Origin of the sequence: Aeromicrobium sp. IC_218, assembly GCF_004336805.1 — a bacterium.
Classification (GTDB): Bacteria; Actinomycetota; Actinomycetes; order Propionibacteriales; family Nocardioidaceae; genus Aeromicrobium.
Map to the genome: position 1 here is coordinate 74,964 of NZ_SJXM01000009.1, position 21,505 is coordinate 96,468.

Sequence of the window (21,505 nt, forward strand, 5' to 3'; positions counted from 1 at the left end):
GATCGGCCTCGTCCACGGCGGACGAGGAGCGCGGTGTCGTCCGCCCGGGCGCGGGCGGTCGGTCACAACCGGGTGCCGCGGCTGACCTGCGTGCACAGCGCCCAGATGACGGCGACGTTGAACACGATGATCGCCAGCGACCACCACGGGTAGTAGGGCAGGAACACGAAGTTGCTGACGCACGCCAGGGCCGCCACGACGACACCGGCGATGCGGGCGACGTCGTTGCCGACCAGGATGCCGATCGCGACGAGCACGGCGATCACGCCGACGACGAGGTGGACCCAGCCCCACGTCGTGACGTCCAGCTCGTACGTGTACTTCGGGCCGTCGACGAACACCTCGTCCTCGCCGATGGCGGCCAACCCCTGCAGCACCTGGAACAGTCCGACGATCGCCAGCATGAAGCCGGCGAAGGCCGTGACGCCCAGCGCCACCAGCTCCGACGTCGATCCGTCCAGTCGTGAGGTGCTCGTGCTCATCGGTGCCTCCCGGTTCGTGCCGGCGACGGTCCCGCCGGCCGTGGTCGCAGGCTAGGGACGCGCGAGGCGCCCGGACCTCACCCGCAACGGGCGAGTCCAGGCGTCGGGAGCGGTCCCTGGACGGACGCGGTCCGGCCCGGGACCTCGTGGTCCCGGGCCGGCGCTGGGCGCTGGGGATCAGGCGTCGGCGAAGACCTGACGCAGCGCCTGCTCCTGGTCCTCGGACAGGTGCGTGAAGATGAGGTCCGAGGGCTGGTGGCTGGCGAAGGCGTCCTTCACCTTGTCGATCACCGCGTCGGACGTCATCACGAACAGGGCCGAGGTGCCGGGGGTCACCTGGTCCCGGACCTTGTTGATGAACCCGTCGTCGATGCCGACGTCGGAGAGCGAGCCGGCCAGCGCGCCGGTGGCGGCGCCCACCGCGGCTCCGAGCAGCGGCACGAAGAAGATGAGGCCGAAGAGCATGCCCCAGAACGCGCCGCCGAGCGCCCCGACGCCGGTGGTCGGCGTCCCTTGGTGCGTCTTCGGCTTCTTGCGTCCCTGCTCCCACGAGACGGTGGCCGAGTCCAGCACGGTGATCACGTTCTGCTTGGCCAGCTGCTGCAACGTGCGTGCCGCCTCGTCGGCGCCGGACGGGGAGTCGAACTTCCAGACGGTGAGAGTGGCCTGTGCCATCGCTGCTCCTGGGTGTGGGTGCGACGCCGGGCGTCGCGGTCGGTCGGTTGACGTCCTCAGTCCATCCACGACGCCCGGGCCCGGCCTCCCCCGTGAGGGGTGAACGTGGGCGGCGTCGGGTCAGGTCCGGGCCGTCCGGTCGTCGTCGGCGTCGTGGCTGCGGACGGACTGCGCCCGGTGGCCGGCGAGGGTGAGCGCGACCCAGGCGAGGGCGAACAGCACGGCGGCGCCGCCGGACTCGGGCCGCCAGAGCAGGTCCGCGTCGCCGTCGAGCAGCCGGCCGAGGCCGGACAGCAGCAGGGCGGCACCGGCGAGGGCGGTGCCCCAGCGCAGGAACCGGACGCGGAACCGGTTCGCGAGCAGGCCGCCGAGCACCGCGACGGTGGGGACGAACACGGCCGCCAGCACCCAGCTCGTCCGGTCGTCGCCGCCGGAGGAGTCCGCGAGCACGAAGACCTTGGCACCCACGACGGCACCGACGCAGGCGCCCCCGACGAAGAAGACGAAGGCCGCCATGAGGAACATGCCGGCCAGGGCGAGACCGGCCCCGCAGGCCGACACCAGCAACGCCGTGCCGGTGGAGGCGTGGAACGCCTCGGCGAGCAGCCAGCCCGCGCCGAACCCGGCGACGAGCACTCCCGCGCGGACCGACACCACGCCGAAGAAGCACAGGACCGCGCCGAGCACCACCAGCACGAGCTCGCTCATCGTGGGCCTCCCGGCGGTCGTCGTCCGGACGCCATGGTGGTGCGCCGCGGCGTGAAGGGTGCTCGCCCGATTCCGGTGAGCCAGCGTCGAGGACCCGAGCCGTACGGTCACGGGGACGTCGGTGACCGGCAGGGACACCTGACGGGGCGGCCGTCGACGAGGTTCGAGCCACCAGCCGGACGCCGGCCGCAGGCCCGGCCGTCGCCTCGGCGAGGGAACGACACGGGGAGCGACGATGAGGGGCGAGGCGATGGCGAGGATGCTGATCCGGGTCGACGCCGACCTCAACGAGGACCTGCTCACCGCCTTCCCGCAGCTGGTCGCCCGCCACCACCCGGCCTCGACCACGCTGAGCGGGGACGTCGCCGACCAGCAGGAGCTGCAGGGCATCCTCAACCTGCTGACGTCGTTGGGCGTGGACGTCGTCGAGGTCGTCACGATCCCCGAGGCCTGATCGGTGGACGGCACGCGCTGGCTGCGCCTCGGGACGGTCGTCGGCCTGCTCCTCGCCCTGTTCATGACGGTGCCCGTGCGTCCCGGTGACGGCGGGACGACGGTGGTCCGGTCGCTCGGCGCCCTGCTGCTGCTCGTCCTGGCCACGGCCGTGCTGCTGTGGCAGCTGCGCCTGACCGCCGAGGACGGCGACCGGCGGGTGGACGGGCTGGTCGCGTCGGTGGGGCTGGTGGTCATGGCGTTCGCGCTGGGGTTCTACGCGCTGGAGGTGCACCGGCCGGGCGAGGTCGCCGGGCTCACGACGCGGGTCGACGCGCTGTACTTCACCTGCTCGACGATGCTCACGATCGGTTACGGCGACGTCCACGCCGTCGGGCAGGGGGCTCGCGTGCTGGTGCTCGTCCAGATGCTCGTCGACATCGTGCTGGTCGCGGCCGCCGGGAGCCTGCTCGCCAACCGCCTGCGCGAGCGCGCCCGGGCGCGGGCCCGGCGCGGCGAGCCCGAGGACGTGGCGGGCGAGCCGGCGCGCGACCGGTGAGGTGCGTGGCCGCGATGCCGACGCCCGGCTCGTGGCGCCGGTCACGGACGCGGGGCCGTGGTCGCCGCTAGTGTCCGCGCCATGAGCACACCCTCGAGCGGTCCCGACGTGACGTCCGGCGGCGAGCCTCTCCGGCCGCTCGCGCTGTGGCAGTTCGGCGTCGTCGTCGTGGTCTACCTGGCGATCATCCAGCTGGGCGGCCTCGTGCTGTCGCGCGTCGGCGACCACGACGACGACCTCACGACCGTCGAGGGCGTGCTGTGGAGCATGTGGCTTCCCTTGGGCGTCGCGCTGGTGTTCACGTACGCCGTCGTGGCGGCCCTCGGCTGGTGGCGGCCGGTGCTGCGCGACGACCGGCCGGTCCGCCGCTGGCTGTGGGTCGTGCCGGTCGTGTTCCTGCTCTGCAGCCTCGTCGCGGTCGACTACGGCGCGCTGAGCGAGAAGTCGGTCGGCTTCGTCCTGGCCCTGTTCCTGGCCACGCAGCTCGTCGGGTGGGGCGAGGAGGGCATGTTCCGGGGCATCGGAGTCACCGCCCTCCGTGTCCACGGGCTCACCGAGGGCAAGGTGGCGCTGTGGTCGAGCGTCGTCTTCGGCGCGGTGCACCTCACCAACGCGATCGGCCACGGCGCGCAGGCGATCCCGCAGGCCCTGGCGGTCAGCTTCGCGGGGTACTTCTTCTACCTGACCCGTCGGGTCTCCGGCGGCAACGTCGTGAACTCGGTCCTGCACGGGCTGTTCGATTTCTCGCTGCTGACCGGCACCGCGATCCTCGTGGACCAGGAGACCTACCTCGGGTCGCTCGCGGCCGTCGCCGCCTACCTGGTGGTGGGGCTGGTCGTGCTGGTGGGGCGCCGCCGGATCGAGCCCGTGCCGGCCACGTGACCGGACCCGGCCACCGAGGGACGTCCCGGTTCCCAGGGCTCCGGTCCGCCCCTACGGTGTTGCCATGACGCGCGGGTGGGGACGGGCCTGGACCATCGCGACCGCGATGGCGGTCGCCTCGGCGACGGCGCTGGTCGGCGCGGCGGCCCCGGCGTCGGCCGACTTCGCCTCGGAGTGCTCCGCGCCCACGCGCACCCTCACCGGTGACCGCACCGCGTCCGTGCAGGTCGCGGCCGGGGAGACGCTCCTGCTCCGCGGCGGCACGTTCTCCGGCGGCGTCGACGCGCTGCCCGAGACCGGACGGCTGTGCGTGGCCGCGTCCGCCGAGCTGGACGCGGCCTACCTCAACAACGCGTCCGGCGCGCTCGTGGTGGCGGCCGGCGCCGAGGTCTCGCTGCCGAGCATCGCCGTGTCGACCGGGTTCCGGCTCGACAACGCCGGCACCGTCGTCGTCCAGGGGCTCAACGTGAACGGATCGAGCCGGTTCCTGAACCGTCCGGGCGGCACGGTCGAGATCGCCTCCGGGTTCTCGCCCGCGGCCGGAGCGATCGTCAACGACGGCACGCTACGCGTCCGCGGGGCGCTCAACCTCAACGGTGCCGCCTCGCTGGAGAACAACCGCGTGCTCACCGTCGAGGGCCCGGCCACGGTCAGCGGCCGGTTCACGAACACCGGCGCGGCCGCGGTCGCCGGGACCGTGCAGGTCGACGGCTCCGGCCGCCTCGCGAACCGGTGCGCCCTGGTCGTCCAGGGCGGCCTGACCAACAACGGTCCGTCGACGAACGACGGCTACGTGCTCGCCTCCGGGACGTTCGGCAACAACGGCTCGTGGCGCCAGTCGCTCAGCGGCGGCCTGGTGGCGACGGCGCTGACCAACGACGGAGCGGTCACCGGCTTCGGGCGCTACGGATTCACCGGCACCACGCGCACGCAGGGGACCTTCGCCGGCGACAGCGCCGGCGCTCCGATCGTCGTGGACGACCGCACGCCGCCCGCCTCGCCGCAGGTCTTCGACGTGCAGTCGGGCACGGTGGCCAACGTCGTCCGCGACGACGTCGCCACGCCACCCGCCGACGGCTACCCGGCGCCGCAGTGCGCCGACCCGGTCGTCCGGCCCAGCGCGGACCTCGTGGTGTCGAAGACCGGTCCGGCCACGGTCGACGCGAACGGGACCCTGACCTACACCGTCACCGTCACGAACGACGGGCCGGCGAGCGCCGCCGGGGTCGAGGTCACCGACGACGTCCCGGCCGAGCTGACCGGCGTCACGGCCAGCGACGGCGGCACCGTCGCCGGGGGCACGGTCACCTGGGACGTCGGGACGCTCGCCGCCGGGTCCACGGTCACGCGGACGATCACGGCCACGGCACCGTCCTCGGGCGTGTTCACCAACACGGTGCGCGGCACGTCCACGACGCCCGACCCCGACCCGGGCAACAACGACGGGACCTCCTCCGCGGCGAGCGTCGAGACGGTCGTGACCGCGGCCGCTCCGACCAACAGCCCGCCGGTGGCCGACCCGGTGACGGTGACCACGCCCGTCGACCAGACGGTCGTGGGCCGGCTCGACGTCTCGGACCCGGACCCCGGGCAGAACCTGCAGACCCGGGCCACCAGCGACCCCGCGAACGGCACCGCGATCGTCCTGCCGTCGGGGGTGTTCGGCTACCTGCCCGACGACGGGTTCACCGGGGTCGACACGTTCACCTACCAGGTCTGCGACAACGGCGACCCGGTGCTGTGCGACGACTCCAGCGTGACCGTCGACGTCGTGCCGGTGGCGACGGACGACCGCCTGGTCACCCCGCAGGACGTGCCGGTCACCGTGCCGGTCCGCGCCAACGACCTCGGTGACGACGTCGTCGTCACCCTCGTGAGCGGCCCCAGCCACGGGCTCGCGGCCGTGCTGCCCGACGGCAGCATCCGCTACACCCCGGGCCCGGGCTACCTCGGCACGGACGTCATGCGGTACCGGCTCTGCGCGGCGTCGGCCCCGACGCTGTGCGCCGAGGCCGAGGTGGACGTCGTCGTCCGCCCGGCCAACACGCCGCCGGTGCTGCCCGACCAGGTGCTGCGCACCGTCACCGGCCAGCCCGTGGACGGCACGCTGGCCGGCAGCGACCCCGACGGCGACGCGCTCACCTACGTCGTCGCCCAGGACCCCGCACACGGGACCGCCACGATCACCGGGTCGCGGGTCGACTACCGCCCCGCCGCCGGGTTCTCCGGACGCGACGAGGTGGCGGTCATCGTCTGCGACGACGGCATCCCGAGCCTGTGCGCCAGCGGTACCGTCCGGGTCGAGGTGTCGCCGCTCGCCGTCGACGACCGGGCGCGGACGGACGCCGGGACGCCGGTCAGGATCGACGCGCTGGCCAACGACGCGGGCGCCTCGGGCGCACCCACGGTGACCGTCGACCCGCAGGACGGCTCGGTCCGCCGGGCCGGTGGCCGGTTCGTCTACACGCCCGACCAGGGCTTCACGGGACGCGACCGGTTCACGTACCGCATCTGCTCACCCGGCCCCGACCCGTTGTGCGCGAGCGCCGAGGTCGTCGTGGACGTGGCGGCGGACGACGTCGTCCCGGACGACGAGGGCGGCACCGGCACCCCGCCCGACGGGAGCACCACGACCGACGACCTCACCGGCGGGCTCCCGGACGCCGGCGGACCGGCACTCTGGCTCGGCGTGCTCGGCGCGGCGCTGCTCGGGGCCGGTGCGTGGCTCGTGCGCCGCGGCCGTCCGCGCGTCCGGGCCTGACGCGCGGCGCCGACCCCCGGTGAAACGCAGAGTTCACCTGCGGTCCGTTGCCGGTGGTCCCCGCGCGGACGTAGCGTCCCGAGCATGGCCTCACGGGGGAGAGGGCGGGCCGCTGACGGCCCGGCGAGCCAGGCGCTGCTGGACGCAGGACGGTTCTTCACGCGCTGGGACGAGACGGACGACGGCCGGGCGGTCTTCCGGGAGGGCGGGCGCGCGGGCGACGTCTTCTACCGGGACCGCTGGAGCCACGACAAGGTCGTGCGGTCCACGCACGGCGTGAACTGCACCGGGTCCTGCTCGTGGAAGGTCTACGTCAAGGACGGGATCATCACCTGGGAGACCCAGCAGACCGACTACCCCTCGGTCGGACCCGACCGACCCGAGTACGAGCCCCGCGGATGCCCCCGCGGGGCTGCCTTCTCCTGGTACACCTACTCGCCGACGCGGGTGCGCTACCCGTACGTGCGCGGCGTGCTGCTCGAGATGTACCGCGAGGCCAAGGCCCGGCTGGGCGACCCGGTGCTGGCGTGGGCCGACGTGACGGCCGACCCCGAGCGACGCCGTCGCTACCAGCGCGCCCGGGGCAAGGGCGGCCTCGTGCGGGCCAGCTGGGAGGAGGCCGTCGAGATCGCGGCCGCCGCGCACGTCCACACGATCAAGACCCACGGGCCGGACCGCTGCGCCGGGTTCTCGCCGATCCCCGCGATGTCGATGGTGTCGCACTGCGTCGGCACCCGGTTCATCCAGCTCATCGGCGGCGTCATGACGTCCTTCTACGACTGGTACGCCGACCTGCCGGTGGCCAGCCCGCAGGTCTTCGGCGACCAGACGGACGTGCCGGAGTCCGGAGACTGGTGGGACGCGACCTACCTGATGATGTGGGGCTCGAACGTCCCGGTCACCCGCACGCCGGACGCGCACTGGATGGCCGAGGTGCGCTACCGCGGCACCAAGGTCGTCACGGTCAGTCCCGACTACGCCGACAACACCAAGTTCGCCGACGAGTGGATGCCGGCCCAGGCCGGCACCGACGGCGCGCTGGCGATGGCGATGGGGCACGTCATCCTCACCGAGCACTACGCGCAGGGCCGCACGCCGTTCTTCGCCGACTACGTGCGCCGGTACTCCGACCTGCCGTTCCTGGTGCGGCTCGACGAGCACGCCGACGGCGGGCTGGTGCCCGGCAAGTTCCTCACCGCCGCCGACCTCGGCGGAGCCGAGGACGAGGACGCCTGGAAGACGGTCGTGCTCGACGGGGCCACCGGCGAGCCGGTGGTGCCGAACGGCTCGCTGGGGTTCCGCTACGCCGAGTCCGGCAAGGGACGCTGGAACCTCGACCTGGAGGGCGTCGAGCCGCTGCTGTCCGTCGCCGACGGGGAGGGGGCGGTGGACGCGGAGCCGGTCGAGGTGCTGCTGCCGGCGTTCGTGGCCGCGGACGGCGAGGGCTCGGTGCTGCGCCGCGGCGTCCCCGCCTCCCGTGTCGGCGGCCACCTGGTCACGACGTCGCTGGACCTGATGCTCGCCCAGTACGGCGTCGTCCGCGAGGTGGCCGGGGCGCCGCTGCCGGGGGAGTGGCCGACCGGGTACGACGACGCGAGCACCCCCTACACGCCCGCGTGGCAGGCCGAGATCACCAGCGTCCCGGCCGAGCAGTGCCTGCGGGTCGCGCGCGAGCTGGCCCAGAACGCCGAGGAGTCCGGCGGACGCTCGATGATCATCATGGGCGCCGGCGTCTGCCAGTGGTTCCACGGCGACGCGACCTACCGGGCGATGCTCGCGCTGCTGATCCTCACCGGCTGCATGGGCCGCAACGGCGGCGGCTGGGCGCACTACGTCGGGCAGGAGAAGTGCCGGCCGGTCACCGGCTGGATCTCGCTGGCCAACGCGCTGGACTGGTCGCGCCCGCCGCGCACCATGACGGGCACGTCCTACTGGTACATGCACACTGGGCAGTGGCGCCAGGACGGCTACTCCGCCGACTCGCTCGCCTCCCCGCTCGCGAAGGGCCACCTCCAGGGCAAGCACACCGCCGACGCGATCGCGCAGTCCGCGCGGCTGGGCTGGATGCCGTTCTACCCGCAGTTCGCCACCAACCCGCTGCAGGTCGCCGAGGACGCCGAGGCCGCGGTCGCCGAAGGACGGGCGCAGGACGCCGCGTCGTACATCGCCGAGGCCCTGCACCGGCGCGAGCTCACCCCGGCCATCGAGGACGTGGACGCCCCCGAGAACTGGCCGCGCACCCTCGTGCTGTGGCGCTCGAACCTGCTCGGCTCGTCGGCCAAGGGCAACGAGTACTTCCTCAAGCACCTCCTGGGCACCCACTCCAACGTCCGCGGTGTCGACGGCGAGGGCGGTGAGGCGCCGGACGTCCCGCGCCCGAGCGAGGTCGCCTGGCACGACGAGGCGCCCGAGGGGAAGCTCGACCTGCTCGTCTCGGCCGACTTCCGCATGACGTCCACGACGCTGCTGTCGGACGTCGTCCTGCCGGCGGCGACCTGGTACGAGAAGCACGACCTGTCGTCCACCGACATGCACCCGTTCGTGCACGCGTTCACCCCGGCGATCGACCCGCCGTGGCAGGCCAAGAGCGACTTCGACACCTTCCACCTGCTCGCCCAGCGGTTCTCCGAGATGGCCCGCACGCACCTGGGGGTGCGCAAGGACCTGGTGAGCGTGCCGCTGCAGCACGACACCCCCGGTGAGACCGCCCAGCCCGGCGGCCGCGTCGTCGACTGGCGCGACGCCGACCGGCCCGGACGCCCGGGCCGCGACATGCCGGTGTTCACCGTCGTGGAGCGCGACTACACCGCCATCGCCGACAAGCTGGCCACGGTCGGCCCGCTCGCCGACCGGCTCGGGTTCACGGTCAAGAACGTGACCTACCGGCTCGAGGAGGAGGTCGAGCGGCTGGCGCGCAAGAACGGCGTCATGCTCGGTGGCGCCGGCGACGGACGTCCGGCGATCGACACCGACACCAAGCTGGCCGAGGCGATCCTCTCCTTCTCCGGCACCACCAACGGCGAGCTCGCGGTGCAGGGCTTCCGGACGCTCGAGGAACGGGTCGGCAAGCCGCTCGCCGACCTGGCCGAGGGCTCCGAGGAGCGGCGCATCACGTTCGCCGACACCCAGAAGCAGCCGGTGCCGGTCATCACCAGCCCCGAGTGGTCGGGGTCGGAGACCGGCGGCCGCCGCTACGCGCCGTTCACGGTGAACATCGAGCGGCTCAAGCCGTTCCACACGCTCACCGGGCGCATGCACTTCTACCTCGACCACGACTGGATGTCCGACCTCGGCGAGTCCATGCCGACCTACCGGCCGCCGCTGGACATGCACCGGCTGTTCGGCGAGCCGCGGCTCGGGCCGGACGGCGCCACGGTGACCGTCCGCTACCTGACGCCGCACTCGAAGTGGTCGATCCACTCCGAGTACCAGGACAACCTGCTCATGCTGTCGCTCTCGCGCGGCGGCCCGACGGTCTGGATGAGCCCGCAGGACGCCGACAGCATCGACGTCCACGACAACGAGTGGGTCGAGTGCGTCAACGCCAACGGCGTGCTCGTGGCCCGGGCGATCGTCAGCCACCGGATGCCGGCCGGTGTCGTGTACGTCTACCACGCGCAGGAGCGGACGATCGACGTCCCGAAGTCCGAGGCGACGGGCCGCCGCGGCGGCATCCACAACTCGGTCACGCGGCTGCTGGTCAAGCCCACCCACCTGATCGGCGGCTACGCGCAGCTGTCGTACACGTTCAACTACCTCGGTCCCACCGGCAACCAGCGCGACATGGTCACGACGGTCCGCAAGCGGTCCCAGGAGGTCGAGTACTGATGCGTGTGATGGCCCAGATGGGCATGGTGATGAACCTGGACAAGTGCATCGGGTGCCACACCTGCTCGGTGACCTGCAAGCAGGCGTGGACGAACCGTGCCGGCACGGAGTACGTCTGGTTCAACAACGTCGAGACGCGGCCCGGCCAGGGCTACCCGCGGCGCTACGAGGACCAGGAGCGCTGGCGCGGCGGCTGGGAGCTGAACCGGAACGGGAACCTGCGGCTCAAGGCCGGCGGCCGGGTCAAGAAGCTGTTCGGCATCTTCGCCAGCCCGGTGCAGCCAGAGCTCGGCGACTACTACGAGCCGTGGACGTACGACTACCAGACGCTCGTGGAGGCGCCGCTGGGCGATGACTTCCCGGTGGCCCGGCCCAAGTCGCTCATCACCGGCGAGGACACCAAGATCACCTGGTCGGCCAACTGGGACGACAACCTGGGCGGCTCGAGCGAGACGCTCGGCCTCGACCCGGTGGTGGAGAAGCTGCGCCGCGAGTCCGAGGACAAGGTCCGGCTCGAGCTCGAGCAGACGTTCATGTTCTACCTGCCGCGCATCTGCGAGCACTGCCTCAACCCGTCGTGCATGGCCTCGTGCCCGTCCGGGGCGATCTACAAGCGCGCCGAGGACGGCATCGTGCTGGTCGACCAGGACCGCTGCCGCGGCTGGCGCCAGTGCATCACCGGCTGCCCGTACAAGAAGATCTACTTCAACCACCGCTCGGGCAAGGCCGAGAAGTGCACGTTCTGCTACCCGCGGGTCGAGGTCGGCCTGCCGACGGTGTGCTCGGAGACCTGTGTCGGCCGGCTGCGCTACCTCGGCCTGTTCCTCTACGACGCCGACGCCGTGTCGGCCGCCGCCTCGGTCGAGGACCCGCAGGACCTGTACGAGGCCCAGCTCGACCTCATGCTCGACCCGCACGACCCCGAGGTGGTCGCCGAGGCGCGGCGCAGCGGCATCCCGGACGACTGGCTCGACGCGGCGCGCCGGTCGCCGGTCTACGCGCTGGCCAAGACGTACCGGGTCGCGCTGCCGCTGCATCCGGAGTACCGGACGATGCCGATGGTCTGGTACGTCCCGCCGCTGTCCCCGGTCGTCGACCTGCTGTCGTCCCAGGGCCACGACGCCGAGGACGCGGGCACGCTGTTCGGCGCCATCGAGGCGCTGCGCATCCCGGTCGAGTACCTGGCCGAGCTGTTCACCGCCGGCGACACCGACGTCGTCACCGGGGTGCTGCGCAAGCTCGCCGCGATGCGCTCGTACATGCGGGGCGTGTCGCTGGGCCGCGAGCCCGACGCGTCCATCCCGGCCTCGGTCGGGATGAGCGAGGAGGCGCTCTACGAGATGTACCGGCTCATGGCGATCGCCAAGTACGAGGACCGGTACGTCATCCCCACGGCCCACGTCGAGGACGCGCACCGGCTCGAGGAGATGGGCTGCTCGCTGGACTTCGACGACGGCCCCGGCATGTACGACTCCGGTCCGTTCGGCGAGGCGAGCGGCAGCCCGGTGCCCGTCGCGGTCGAGACCTTCCACGCGCTGCGCGACCGGCAGACCGCCGACGAGCCGGCCTCGGACGGATCCATGCGCGGCCGGGTCAACCTGCTGAACTGGGACGGCAACGGACGTCCGGACGGCATGTTCCCGCCCACCGCCAAGGACGCGTCGTGAGGCGGCGCCGGGCCGACGAGACGGCGACCCGCGTGACCTACCAGGTCGCGTCGTGGACGCTGGGCTACCCCGACGAGGACCTGCTCGCGCGGGTGCCTGCGCTGCGGGCCGCGCTCGACGAGCACCCCGGCGTCCACCCAGGGCTGCGCGAGCTCGTCGACCACCTCGCGAGCACGCCGCTGGACGTCCTGCAGACCGGGTACGTCGACCTGTTCGACCTCAGCCGCAAGCACGCCCTGCACCTGAGCTACTGGACCGACGGCGACACGCGCCGCCGCGGCGAGGTGCTGGGCCGGTTCAAGTCCGCGTACCGCGCGAGCGGCTTCCTGGTCGACACCGGCGGCGAGCTGCCCGACCACCTGTCGATGGTGCTGGAGTTCGCAGCCGTGGCCGACCTGGCCGCCGGCAGCGAGCTGCTGCTGGACTTCCGGCCGGCCCTGGAGCTGGTGCGGCTGGCACTGCTCGACCGCGGCACGCCGTACGCCGGCGCGCTGGCGGCGGTGTGCGCGACCCTGCCGGGGGAGTCGCCCGCCGACCGCCGGGCGGCCATGGCGATGGCCGGCCCGCCCGCGCCGGAGGCCGTCGGGCTGGAGCCCTACGACCCGCGGCTGCTGCCGGTGCTGGACGGGACGCGCGCATGAGCACCGTGCTGTGGGGCGTCCTGCCGTACGTGATGCTCGCGGTGCTCGTCGGCGGCACGTGGTGGCGCTACCGGTATGACAAGTTCGGCTGGACGACCCGCTCGTCGCAGCTGTACGAGTCGCGGCTGCTGCGGATCGGCTCCCCGATCTTCCACATCGGCATCCTGGTCGTGCTCATCGGTCACGTCATCGGCCTGGTGATCCCCGAGTCCTGGACCGACGCGATCGGCGTGACGCAGGAGATGTACCACGTCAACGCGCTCGTCATGGGCGGCATCGCCGGGCTGTTCACCCTCGGCGGGCTGCTGATCCTCGTCTACCGCCGGCGCACGACCGGACCGGTCTTCATGGCCACCACGCGCAACGACAAGCTCATGTACGCCGTGCTGGTCACGACCATCGCGCTCGGACTCTGGACGACGCTCAAGGCGGTGGGCGCCGGGCACGAGGCGCACGACTACCGCCAGACCGTCTCGCCCTGGTTCCGGTCGCTGTTCACCTTCCAGCCGGACGTCGACGCGATGGCCGCCGCCCCGATCCAGTTCCACGCCCACGTGCTGATGGCGATGGTGCTGTTCACGATCTGGCCGTTCACCCGGCTCGTCCACGCCTTCACCGCACCGCTGCACTACCTGTTCCGTCCCTACATCGTCTACCGCAGCCGGGACGACCTGGCCTCGGCCCGCCCGCCCCGCCGGGGCTGGAGCGCGGTCGGCACCAGCGACCGGGCCCGCCGCTGACCCAGGAGCCGAGATGACGAGCACGCGCACCACCGAGACCACCCCCGACCTGCGCGGCCAGGGCCGCAACCTCGCGCTCGCGACGCTCGCGTTCGCGGTCAGCTTCTGGGCCTGGAACGTGGTGGGGCCGCTCGGCGTCCGCTACGCCCAGGAGCTCGACCTCACGAGCTCGCAGAAGTCGCTGCTCGTCGCCATCCCCGTGCTGGTCGGCTCGCTCGGCCGCATCCTGGCCGGCGCGCTGACCGACCGGCTCGGCGGGCGGCTCATGTTCCCGGTGCTGCTCGCGGCGTCCGCCCCGTTCGTCCTGCTGGTGGCGTTCGCGGGCGACCGGGGGTCGTACGGGCTGCTGCTCGTGTTCGGGTTCTTCCTCGGCGTGGCCGGCACGACCTTCGCGGTGGGCGTGCCGTTCGTCAACGCCTGGTACGAGGCGCCGCGGCGCGGGTTCGCGACCGGCGTCTTCGGCGCCGGCATGGGCGGCACGGCGCTGTCGTCGTTCTTCACGCCGCGCATGGTGGAGTGGTTCGGCTACACCGCGACGCACGTGCTGGTCGCCGCGGCGCTGCTCGTGACGGCGGCCGTCTGCTGGCTGCTCATGCGCGACTCGCCCCTCTGGCAGCCCAACCACAACCCCGTCCTGCCGAAGCTCGCCCTGGGGTTGCGGCTGCCGGTGACGTGGCGGATGTCGTTCTTGTACGCCGTCACCTTCGGCGGCTTCGTCGCGTTCTCCACCTACCTGCCGACGTACCTCACGGACGTCTACGCTTTCGACCTCAAGGCCGCCGGCGCCCGCACGGCCGGGTTCGCCATCGCCGCCGTCGTCGCGCGCCCGCTCGGCGGCGTGCTCTCGGACAAGGTGGGGCCACGGACCGTCGTCATGACGTCGCTCGCGGGCACCGCGGTGATGGCCGTCGTCGTCGCGCTCGAGCCGCCGGTCGAGGTGCCGGCCGGCCTCGCGTTCATCCTGCTCGCGCTCTTCCTGGGCCTGGGGACCGGCGGCGTGTTCGCCTGGGTGGCGGTGCAGTCGCCGCCGGAGAAGGTCGGCACCGTGACCGGTCTCGTCGGCGCGGCCGGCGGCCTGGGCGGCTTCTTCCCGCCGCTGGTCATGGGCGCGACCTACGGCGTGGGGCTGGACGACTACGGGCTCGGGCTCGCGCTGCTGGTGGTCGTGGCGCTCGGCGCGCTGCTGTTCACCGTCCGCCAGCCGTCCGGCCGCTGACGCGGGACGGCCCCCGACCTGGCATCAGGTCGGGGGCCGTCGTGCGTGGGGGCTCAGCCCTGGCGGGCCTTGAGGCGCGGGTTCTGCTTGTTGATCACGTAGGTGCGTCCGTGACGGCGCACGACCTGCGAGCCCGGCTGGTTCTTCAGCGAGCGGAGCGAGTTCCTGACCTTCATGCGATCCTCCTGTTCCGGCCGGTCGTGGGATCGACCAGCCCTGCGTGGACGGCGGCGACGAGGCGTCGGGGGACGCGGTGCTCGCGGCCGTCGACCGTCACGGTCACCAGCTCGGGCGTGGACGCCTTCCACTGGGACCGTCGGTGACGGGTGTTGCTGCGCGACGTGCGGCGCTTCGGTACTGCCATGGGTCCTCCTGCGGTGGTGTGAACAGCGATCAGGCCGAGATGCTTCCCAGCCAGGGCTCGAAGCCGTCGTGGGTCGTGCTCCAGTCGTCCAGGACGGCGTCGGGCGCCACGAGCAGACCGTGGAACGCGTCCTCCAGCCCGTCCGGGACGTCGCCGGTGCCGGTCAGGACGAGCCGGGTGCGCGGCGCGCGCGGACCCCACGACTCGCCGTCGCCGATGCTCAGCTGGCCGCCCGCGCCGTCCCACACCAGGGCGCGCTCGGGACGGGTCGGCAGCCAGAAGCAGCCGCGCGAGCGGAACGGCCCGGACGCGAGCGTCTCCAGGTCGTCGAGCAGGCGCGCCGGGTCGAACGGACGGTCCGAACGCAGGTCCAGGCGCCAGACGTGCGGCGACCGCAGGCTCGGCAGCTCGCAGTCCAGCACCGTGCCCGTCCAGGCCGCCGTGCGGCCGTAGTCGTGGACGTGCCCGGTCAGCGCCGCCGCGTCGACGTGCTCGGTGCCGGCCACGACCCGTGCCCCGGGACGAGCGAGCGCGGCCAGCAGGTCGAGCCCGGCGTCGGACGGCTCGCCGACCGCGACCGTGACGTCGGCGTGCTCGATCATCGCGCAGGTGACCTCGGCGACGCCGCGACGGTCGTCCGGGCCGCAGTGGGTGCCCCGCTCGGCCAGCAGGTCGTCGCCGAGCAGGTCCTGCTCGACACCGGTGCCGGGCAGCGCGGCCACGACCGACGCGACGCGCAGCCGGCGGGCGAGCCGCGAGTCCAGCGCCAGCACGTGGCACACCTGGTCGGCCTCGGCGCCCACGGGCAGGTGGGCCACGATCGTCGACCAGCGTCCGTCGGTCGCCAGCCGCTCGAGCGTCGGCAGGACGTCCTCGCGCAGGGCGCAGCTGACGCAGGCGTGCTCGAGGTGCACCTCGTGCTGCTCCAGCACGCCGCTCATGTCGCTGACGACGCGGCGCAGCACGCCCGCGTCGACGTCGATGTGGTGGCGCACCGCGACCGCCCCGGGCAGGTCGAACAGCAGGCCCACCATCGTCGTGGCCAGCGCGTCGCGGTCGGTGCCGGTCAGCAGGACGACGGGCGTCCTCATGCGCGGCTGCCGTAGCGACGCCGGAAGCGCTCGACGCGTCCCTCGCTGTCGACGACGCGTCCGCGACCGGTCCAGAACGGGTGGCTGGCGGTGGTGACGTCCACGTCGACGACGGGGTAGGTGGTGCCGCCGAGCTCGATCGTCTTGTCGCTGGTCATGGTCGAGCGGGTCAGCGTGAGGTCGCCGGTCGAGCGGTCCCGGAAGACCACCGGGGCGTAGGGCGGGTGGATGCCGCGGCGCATGCTGCTCCTTCCGTGTGTGAGAATGAGAATCATTCCCAATAGTACGCACAGGAGGAAGTCATGTCACGCACGTGCCAGGTGACCGGCGCCGAGCCCGGGTTCGGTCACCACGTCTCGCACTCGCACCGGCGGACCAAGCGCCGCTTCGACGTCAACGTCCAGCGCAAGCGGTACTGGGTGCCGACGCTCGGGCGCCACGTCACGCTGCGGGTCAGCGCCCGGGGCATCAAGACGATCGACCAGCGCGGCATCGACGCCGTGGTGGCCGACATCGTCCGGCGCGATGGGAGCGTGTGATGGCGAGCCGCAGCAGCGACGTCCGGCCGGTCGTGAAGCTCCGGTCCACCGCGGGCACGGGCTACACGTACGTCACCCGCAAGAACCGCCGCAACGACCCCGACCGGCTCGAGCTCATGAAGTACGACCCCCGCGTGCGCCGGCACGTGACGTTCAAGGAGGAGCGCTGATGGCCAAGCAGAGCAAGATCGCCGCCGACCGACGTCGCCGTGAGGTGGTCGCCCGCTACGCGGAGCGCCGCGCCGCGCTCAAGGAGGGGGTGCGACAGGCCGCGCCCGGCTCACCCGAGCAGGTGGCCGCCGTCCGCGCCCTGTCGCGCCTGCCTCGTGACGCGTCGCCCGTGCGGCTGCGCAACCGCGACCAGGTCGACGGACGTCCGCGCGGGTTCGTGCGGCTCACCGGCACGTCACGCATCCGGTTCCGCGAGATGGCCCACCGCGGCGAGCTGCCCGGGATCACCAAGTCCAGCTGGTAGACCGGCGCCCAGGGCTCGGCGAGGCGGCTCCCGGCGGCTCGCGGGCGACCGCGATACTGGGGCCGTGGACGCACAGGCTCGCCGCACCGCCCGGCTCATGGTGGCCGGCACGACCTCGGACGCGGGCAAGAGCCTGGTCACGACCGCGGTGTGCCGGGCCCTCGCCCGCCGCGGCGTGCGGGTGGCCCCGTTCAAGTCGCAGAACATGTCGAACAACTCGATGGTCTGCGCCGACGGCGCCGAGATCGGTCGCGCGCAGTGGGTGCAGGCGCTGGCCGCCGGTGCCGAGCCCGAGGCCGCGATGAACCCCGTGCTCCTCAAGCCCGGCGGCGACCGGCGCAGCCACGTGGTGGTCATGGGACGTCCGGCGGGCGAGATCAGCAGCGCCGAGTTCGTCGGTGGGCGCACGCACCTGGCCGAGGCCGCGTACGCCGCCTACGACGACCTGGCCTCCCGCTACGACCTCGTCGTGGCCGAGGGCGCGGGCAGCCCCGCGGAGATCAACCTGCGGGCCGGCGACTACGTGAACATGGGCCTGGCCCGGCACGCCGACATGCCCGTCGTGGTGGTCGGCGACATCGACCGCGGGGGCGTCTTCGCCGCGCTGTACGGCACCGTCGCGCTGCTGGAGCCCGCCGACCAGCGGCTGGTCGCCGGGTTCGTGATCAACAAGTTCCGCGGCGACGAGACGCTGCTCGCCCCCGGCCTGCGGAGCCTCGAGCAGCTGGCCGGACGTCCCGTGCTCGGCACCCTGCCGTGGAGCCCGGACGTGTGGCTGGACTCCGAGGACGCGCTCGACCTGGAGGGCCGGCGCACCGGCTCCGAGGGCGCCCTGCGCGTCGTCGTCGTGCGGCTCCCGCGCATCAGCAACTTCACCGACGTGGACGCGCTCGGGCTCGAGCCGGACGTCGACGTCGTCTTCACCGCGGACCCGCACGACCTGGCCGGCGCCGACCTGGTGGTCCTGCCCGGCACGCGCGCCACGGTCTCCGACCTGGCCTGGCTGCGTTCCCGCGGGCTGGACCGGGCGATCGTCCGGCACGCCGAGGCCGGACGGGCCGTGCTGGGCATCTGCGGTGGGTTCCAGATGCTCGGCCGCGACGTGCACGACCCCGAGGGCGTCGAGTCCGGCGCGCCCACGAGCGTCCCTGGCCTGGGGCTGCTGCCGGTCGCGACGACGTTCGCCGCGAAGAAGACGCTGCGCCTGCCCCAGGGCGAGGCGCTCGGCGCCCAGGCGTCCGGCTACGAGATCCACCACGGGCGCATCATCCGCGAGCCCGGCGCGACCGAGTTCCTCGGCGGAGCCCAGGACGGGGCGGTGCTGGGCACGATGTGGCACGGCAGCCTGGAGTCCGACGCGCTGCGCACCGCCGTGCTCGACCTGGCCGCCCGCACGCGGGGCGGCTCGTTCGCGGCGTCCGGCGTCAGCTTCGCCGCGGCGCGCGAGGCCCGGCTCGACCTGCTCGGCGACCTGGCCGAGAAGCACCTGGACGTCGACGCGCTGCTCGCCCTGGCCGAGCGCGGCGCCCCGCCGGTGCCGGTGATCGGGCCGCACGCGTGAGGGTGCTGCTGCTGGGCGGGACGCGCGAGGCGCGCGCCCTGGCCGCGCTGCTGGTCGACGACGGCGACGACGTCACGACGTCGCTCGCCGGACGCGTCGCCCGACCCCGGCTGCCGGTCGGCGACGTCCGCGTGGGCGGCTTCGGCGGGATCGACGGCCTGGTGACGCACCTGCGCGACGAGCGGGTGGACGTCGCCGTCGACGCCACCCACCCGTTCGCCGAGCGCATCAGCGCGAACGCCGCCGCCGCGTGCCCGCAGGCCGGCGTGCCGCTGCTGCGCCTGGAGCGTCCCGGCTGGTCGGTGCGCCCGGACGCCGCCGGCTGGCACTGGGTGGACGACCACGACGAGGCCGCCCGCGTCACGGCCGGGCTGGGGGAGCGGCCGTTCCTCACGATCGGCCGGCAGTCGCTCGGCCGGTTCGTGGAGCCGCTGCGCGACCACGCCTGCGTCGTGCGCGTCGTCGATCCGCCCGAGCTCGCGCTGCCGGACGCGTGGACGCTCGTGCAGAGCCGCGGCCCCTACACGGTCGAGCACGAGCGCGACGCGATGCGCGGCACCGACGTGCTGGTGACCAAGGACTCCGGCGGCGAGCACACCGAGGCCAAGCTCGACGTGGCCGCGGAGCTCGGCGTCCCGGTCGTGGTCGTCCGGCGCGCGGGAGCGCCGGCGGGCGTCAGCGTCGTGACCGACGCTGCGGACGCGCGCGCCTGGGTGCGAGCGCAGCCAGCACGCTGACCCCGGCCGCCGCCCACGCGACCGCCGTCGCGAGCCGCGTGGCCCGGGGCAGGTCGCGGACGGTGGGGGCGGGACCGTCGCCCATCTCGGCGCGGTGCTCGACGCGTCCGGCGTAGTCGTTCACCCCGCCGAGCGTGACGCCGAGCGCCCCGGCGAACGCGGCCTCGACCGGTCCGGCGTTCGGGCTGGGGTGACGGCGCGCGTCCCGGGCCCAGGCTCTGGCCGCGTCGGCCGGACGTCCCCCGACCGCCGGGGCGAGCACGGTGGCCAGCAGGGCGGAGACGCGCGACGGCACGAGGTTCGCGACGTCGTCGGCCCGGGCGCTCGCCCAGCCGAACCGCTCGTACCGCGTGCTGCGGTGGCCGACCATCGCGTCGAGCGTGTTCACGACGCGGTAGCCGACCAGCCCGGGCACGCCGAGCGCCGCGCCCCACAGCAACGGAGCGACGACGGCGTCGGACGTGTTCTCGGCCAGTGACTCGACCGCGGCGCGGCTCACCCCGTCGGCGTCCAGCCGGCTCGGGTCGCGTCCGACCAGGTGGGTGACCTGCTGCCGGGCCGCGGGGAGGTCGCCGCGCTCGAGCTGCCGGGCGATGGTCGTCCCCTCGCGCACCAGTGAGCGTCCGCCGACGACCGACCAGGTGGCCGCCGCGGTCAGCGCGACCTGCTGCCACGGACGGCGGCACGCCCGCTCGGCGACCACCGCGCCGGCGACCAGCGGCGCCACGACGGCGACGTGGTGCACGACGCCCGCGAGGCGGCGGTCGGCGTACGTGCGGCGCTCGACCGCGGCCGCCCACCGGCCCAGGCCGGCCACGGGGTGGAACCGGGCCGGGTCGCCGAGCGCACGGTCGAGCACGAAGCCGAGCGCCAGCCCGGCGGCGAGGGGCGTGGTCACAGGCCCTCCCGCGAGGTCACGATCGCCTGCGCGTTCCCGGGCACCTCGCACGGGCTCCCGGTGAGCAGCTCGACGGCGACCGCGATGGTGTCGCCGTGGGTGACGACCAGCAGCTCCCCGTGGTGGTCGGCCAGCAGGGCACGGACGCGGTCGCGCACCTGGCCGGCGGACTCGTCGTGGTCGCGCTCGACCAGGCGGTCGTCCACCTGGACGGTGAGTCCGAGGGCCTCGGCGACGACGTCGGCGGTCTGCCGGGCCCGCACGGCGGGCGAGCAGAGCAGCGCGTCGAAGGCGGTGCCACGCAGGTGCTCCGCGGCGGTGCGCGACTGCAGCCGGCCGAGCTCGGTGAGCGGGGGCCTGGGGTCGCGGTGCTGCATCCGGCCGGCGGCGTTCCAGGTGGACTCGCCGTGGCGCAGCCAGCAGATCACGGCTCGAGCGCGGCGACGTGACCGATGACCGCGACCGCCGGGGCGCCGACGCCGGCGGCCGTCGCGTCCGCGACCGCGTCGGCCAGGGTGCTGCGCACGACTCGCTGGCTGGCCAGGCTGGCGTCCGCGACCAGCGCGCACGGGGTGTCGGCGGCCAGGCCGCCCTCGACCAGCGCATCGACGATCGCCGGCAGGGTCCGGACGCCCATGAGCACGACGAGCGTGGTGCCCGACCGAGCGAGGGCCGTGTAGTCGAGGGTCGAGTCGGGGTGGCCGGGCGGCACGTGGCCGGACACGACCGTGAAGCCCTGCACGAGACCGCGGTGCGTGACCGGGATGCCGGCCAGCTCCGGCCCGGCGACGCTCGACGTCACGCCGGGCACGACGGTGGTGGGGACGCCCGCGGCCGCGCAGGCCTGGACCTCCTCGAAGCCGCGGCCGAAGACGAACGAGTCGCCGCCCTTGAGCCGCACGACGTGCTTGCCCGCCAGCGCGTGCTCGACCAGCACGCGGTTGATCTCGTCCTGGCTGGTGGAGCGGCCGAACGGGATCTTCGAGACGTCCACGACCTCGACGTCCGGCCGGGCCCACGCGACCGACTCCCACGGCGCGAGCCGGTCGGCGACGATCACGTCGGCCGCCTCGATGGCCGCCCGGCCGGCCACCGTCACCAGGCCGGGGTCGCCGGGGCCGGCACCGACGAGCGTCACGCGTCCGCCCCCGGACGGCGCGGCCGGGCGGGTCTCCTCGCGGGCGACGGCGCGCAGGACGACGTCGTGGGCGGACTCGTCGACGGGGCCCGAGGTCCAGTCGAGCCGGCC

Annotated in this window: 24 protein-coding genes; 14 read left to right on the forward strand and 10 right to left on the reverse strand. The window is 73.6% G+C overall.

Annotated features, from left to right (window positions below):
- Positions 1 to 62 precede the first annotated feature (62 nt).
- The 3 genes from E0W78_RS11415 to E0W78_RS11425 form a co-directional block, all read right to left on the reverse strand.
- Positions 63 to 482 (reverse strand): hypothetical protein, encoded by a 420-nt coding sequence (locus E0W78_RS11415; protein WP_131404079.1) that lies wholly within the window; start codon positions 480 to 482, stop codon positions 63 to 65.
- A gap of 177 nt (positions 483 to 659) precedes the next feature.
- Positions 660 to 1,157: a DUF1269 domain-containing protein gene (locus E0W78_RS11420; protein WP_131404080.1), complete on the reverse strand. Its 498-nt coding sequence runs from the start codon at positions 1,155 to 1,157 to the stop codon at positions 660 to 662.
- 120 nt (positions 1,158 to 1,277) lie between these two features.
- Positions 1,278 to 1,865 (reverse strand): DUF4203 domain-containing protein, encoded by a 588-nt coding sequence (locus tag E0W78_RS11425; RefSeq protein WP_131404081.1) that lies wholly within the window; start codon positions 1,863 to 1,865, stop codon positions 1,278 to 1,280.
- Positions 1,866 to 2,115: 250 nt separating this feature from the next.
- Between E0W78_RS11425 and E0W78_RS11430 the strand changes: the two genes are divergently transcribed.
- From E0W78_RS11430 to E0W78_RS11470, 9 genes are all read left to right on the forward strand, one after another.
- Positions 2,116 to 2,319 (forward strand): hypothetical protein, encoded by a 204-nt coding sequence (locus tag E0W78_RS11430; RefSeq protein WP_131404082.1) that lies wholly within the window; start codon positions 2,116 to 2,118, stop codon positions 2,317 to 2,319.
- Between the two features lie 3 nt (positions 2,320 to 2,322).
- Positions 2,323 to 2,856, forward strand: a complete 534-nt coding sequence (locus E0W78_RS11435) for a potassium channel family protein (protein ID WP_131404083.1) — start codon at positions 2,323 to 2,325, stop codon at positions 2,854 to 2,856.
- A gap of 81 nt (positions 2,857 to 2,937) precedes the next feature.
- Positions 2,938 to 3,738, forward strand: coding sequence for a CPBP family intramembrane glutamic endopeptidase (locus E0W78_RS11440; protein ID WP_131404084.1), 801 nt, complete (start codon positions 2,938 to 2,940; stop codon positions 3,736 to 3,738).
- A 64-nt stretch (positions 3,739 to 3,802) separates the two neighbouring features.
- On the forward strand, positions 3,803 to 6,499 hold the full coding sequence (locus E0W78_RS11445; protein WP_131404085.1) for an Ig-like domain-containing protein: 2,697 nt from the start codon (positions 3,803 to 3,805) through the stop codon (positions 6,497 to 6,499).
- A gap of 84 nt (positions 6,500 to 6,583) precedes the next feature.
- A complete protein-coding gene (locus tag E0W78_RS11450; protein WP_131404086.1) occupies positions 6,584 to 10,327 on the forward strand; it encodes a nitrate reductase subunit alpha in 3,744 nt (1,247 codons plus the stop codon).
- Positions 10,327 to 11,994: a nitrate reductase subunit beta gene (narH, locus tag E0W78_RS11455; protein WP_131404087.1), complete on the forward strand. Its 1,668-nt coding sequence runs from the start codon at positions 10,327 to 10,329 to the stop codon at positions 11,992 to 11,994. Before E0W78_RS11450 ends, narH begins: the two co-directional genes overlap by 1 nt.
- On the forward strand, positions 11,991 to 12,635 hold the full coding sequence (narJ, locus tag E0W78_RS11460) for a nitrate reductase molybdenum cofactor assembly chaperone (RefSeq protein WP_131404088.1): 645 nt from the start codon (positions 11,991 to 11,993) through the stop codon (positions 12,633 to 12,635). Before narH ends, narJ begins: the two co-directional genes overlap by 4 nt.
- A complete protein-coding gene (narI, locus tag E0W78_RS11465) occupies positions 12,632 to 13,375 on the forward strand; it encodes a respiratory nitrate reductase subunit gamma (RefSeq protein WP_131404089.1) in 744 nt (247 codons plus the stop codon). Before narJ ends, narI begins: the two co-directional genes overlap by 4 nt.
- A gap of 13 nt (positions 13,376 to 13,388) precedes the next feature.
- The gene (locus E0W78_RS11470; protein WP_131404090.1) at positions 13,389 to 14,591 is read left to right on the forward strand and encodes an MFS transporter; all 1,203 of its coding nucleotides are present in this window, start codon (positions 13,389 to 13,391) and stop codon (positions 14,589 to 14,591) included.
- 53 nt (positions 14,592 to 14,644) lie between these two features.
- Here E0W78_RS11470 and ykgO read toward each other — a convergent pair whose 3' ends face one another.
- The 4 genes from ykgO to E0W78_RS11490 are packed head-to-tail and all read right to left on the reverse strand — an operon-like array spanning position 14,645 to position 16,288.
- Complete coding sequence (ykgO, locus tag E0W78_RS11475; protein WP_019145831.1) at positions 14,645 to 14,767, reverse strand: type B 50S ribosomal protein L36; 123 nt, start codon at positions 14,765 to 14,767, stop codon at positions 14,645 to 14,647.
- Complete coding sequence (gene rpmF / locus E0W78_RS11480; protein WP_131404091.1) at positions 14,764 to 14,955, reverse strand: 50S ribosomal protein L32; 192 nt, start codon at positions 14,953 to 14,955, stop codon at positions 14,764 to 14,766. The genes ykgO and rpmF overlap by 4 nt, the downstream gene beginning before the upstream one ends.
- Before the next feature lie 29 nt (positions 14,956 to 14,984).
- Positions 14,985 to 16,046, reverse strand: coding sequence for a GTP-binding protein (locus E0W78_RS11485; protein WP_131404092.1), 1,062 nt, complete (start codon positions 16,044 to 16,046; stop codon positions 14,985 to 14,987).
- Entirely contained in the window at positions 16,043 to 16,288 is a 246-nt protein-coding gene (locus E0W78_RS11490) for a type B 50S ribosomal protein L31 (RefSeq protein ID WP_131404093.1), read from the reverse strand. Before E0W78_RS11490 ends, E0W78_RS11485 begins: the two co-directional genes overlap by 4 nt.
- A 60-nt stretch (positions 16,289 to 16,348) precedes the next feature.
- On the opposite strand from E0W78_RS11490, the gene rpmB reads away from it, so the two are divergent.
- The 5 genes from rpmB (at position 16,349) to E0W78_RS11515 (ending at position 19,358) form a co-directional block, all read left to right on the forward strand.
- The gene (gene rpmB, locus E0W78_RS11495; RefSeq protein ID WP_131404094.1) at positions 16,349 to 16,585 is read left to right on the forward strand and encodes a 50S ribosomal protein L28; all 237 of its coding nucleotides are present in this window, start codon (positions 16,349 to 16,351) and stop codon (positions 16,583 to 16,585) included.
- A complete protein-coding gene (rpmG, locus tag E0W78_RS11500; protein WP_131404095.1) occupies positions 16,585 to 16,755 on the forward strand; it encodes a 50S ribosomal protein L33 in 171 nt (56 codons plus the stop codon). Before rpmB ends, rpmG begins: the two co-directional genes overlap by 1 nt.
- Complete coding sequence (rpsN, locus tag E0W78_RS11505) at positions 16,755 to 17,060, forward strand: 30S ribosomal protein S14 (protein WP_131404096.1); 306 nt, start codon at positions 16,755 to 16,757, stop codon at positions 17,058 to 17,060. Before rpmG ends, rpsN begins: the two co-directional genes overlap by 1 nt.
- A gap of 97 nt (positions 17,061 to 17,157) precedes the next feature.
- Positions 17,158 to 18,621 (forward strand): cobyric acid synthase, encoded by a 1,464-nt coding sequence (locus E0W78_RS11510; RefSeq protein ID WP_131404136.1) that lies wholly within the window; start codon positions 17,158 to 17,160, stop codon positions 18,619 to 18,621.
- On the forward strand, positions 18,618 to 19,358 hold the full coding sequence (locus E0W78_RS11515; protein ID WP_131404097.1) for a cobalt-precorrin-6A reductase: 741 nt from the start codon (positions 18,618 to 18,620) through the stop codon (positions 19,356 to 19,358). The genes E0W78_RS11510 and E0W78_RS11515 overlap by 4 nt, the downstream gene beginning before the upstream one ends.
- On the opposite strand, the gene E0W78_RS11520 is transcribed toward E0W78_RS11515, so the two are convergent.
- From E0W78_RS11520 to cobA, 3 genes are read right to left on the reverse strand one after another with little or no spacing between them, the layout of a single operon-like run.
- Positions 19,297 to 20,256, reverse strand: coding sequence for a cobalamin biosynthesis protein (locus E0W78_RS11520; RefSeq protein ID WP_131404098.1), 960 nt, complete (start codon positions 20,254 to 20,256; stop codon positions 19,297 to 19,299). The two genes, E0W78_RS11515 and E0W78_RS11520, sit on opposite strands and share 62 nt — an antisense overlap.
- On the reverse strand, positions 20,253 to 20,684 hold the full coding sequence (locus E0W78_RS11525) for a histidine phosphatase family protein (RefSeq protein WP_131404099.1): 432 nt from the start codon (positions 20,682 to 20,684) through the stop codon (positions 20,253 to 20,255). The genes E0W78_RS11520 and E0W78_RS11525 overlap by 4 nt, the downstream gene beginning before the upstream one ends.
- Positions 20,681 to 21,451, reverse strand: a complete 771-nt coding sequence (gene cobA, locus E0W78_RS11530; protein ID WP_242686328.1) for a uroporphyrinogen-III C-methyltransferase — start codon at positions 21,449 to 21,451, stop codon at positions 20,681 to 20,683. The genes E0W78_RS11525 and cobA overlap by 4 nt, the downstream gene beginning before the upstream one ends.
- Positions 21,452 to 21,505: the final 54 nt, after the last annotated feature.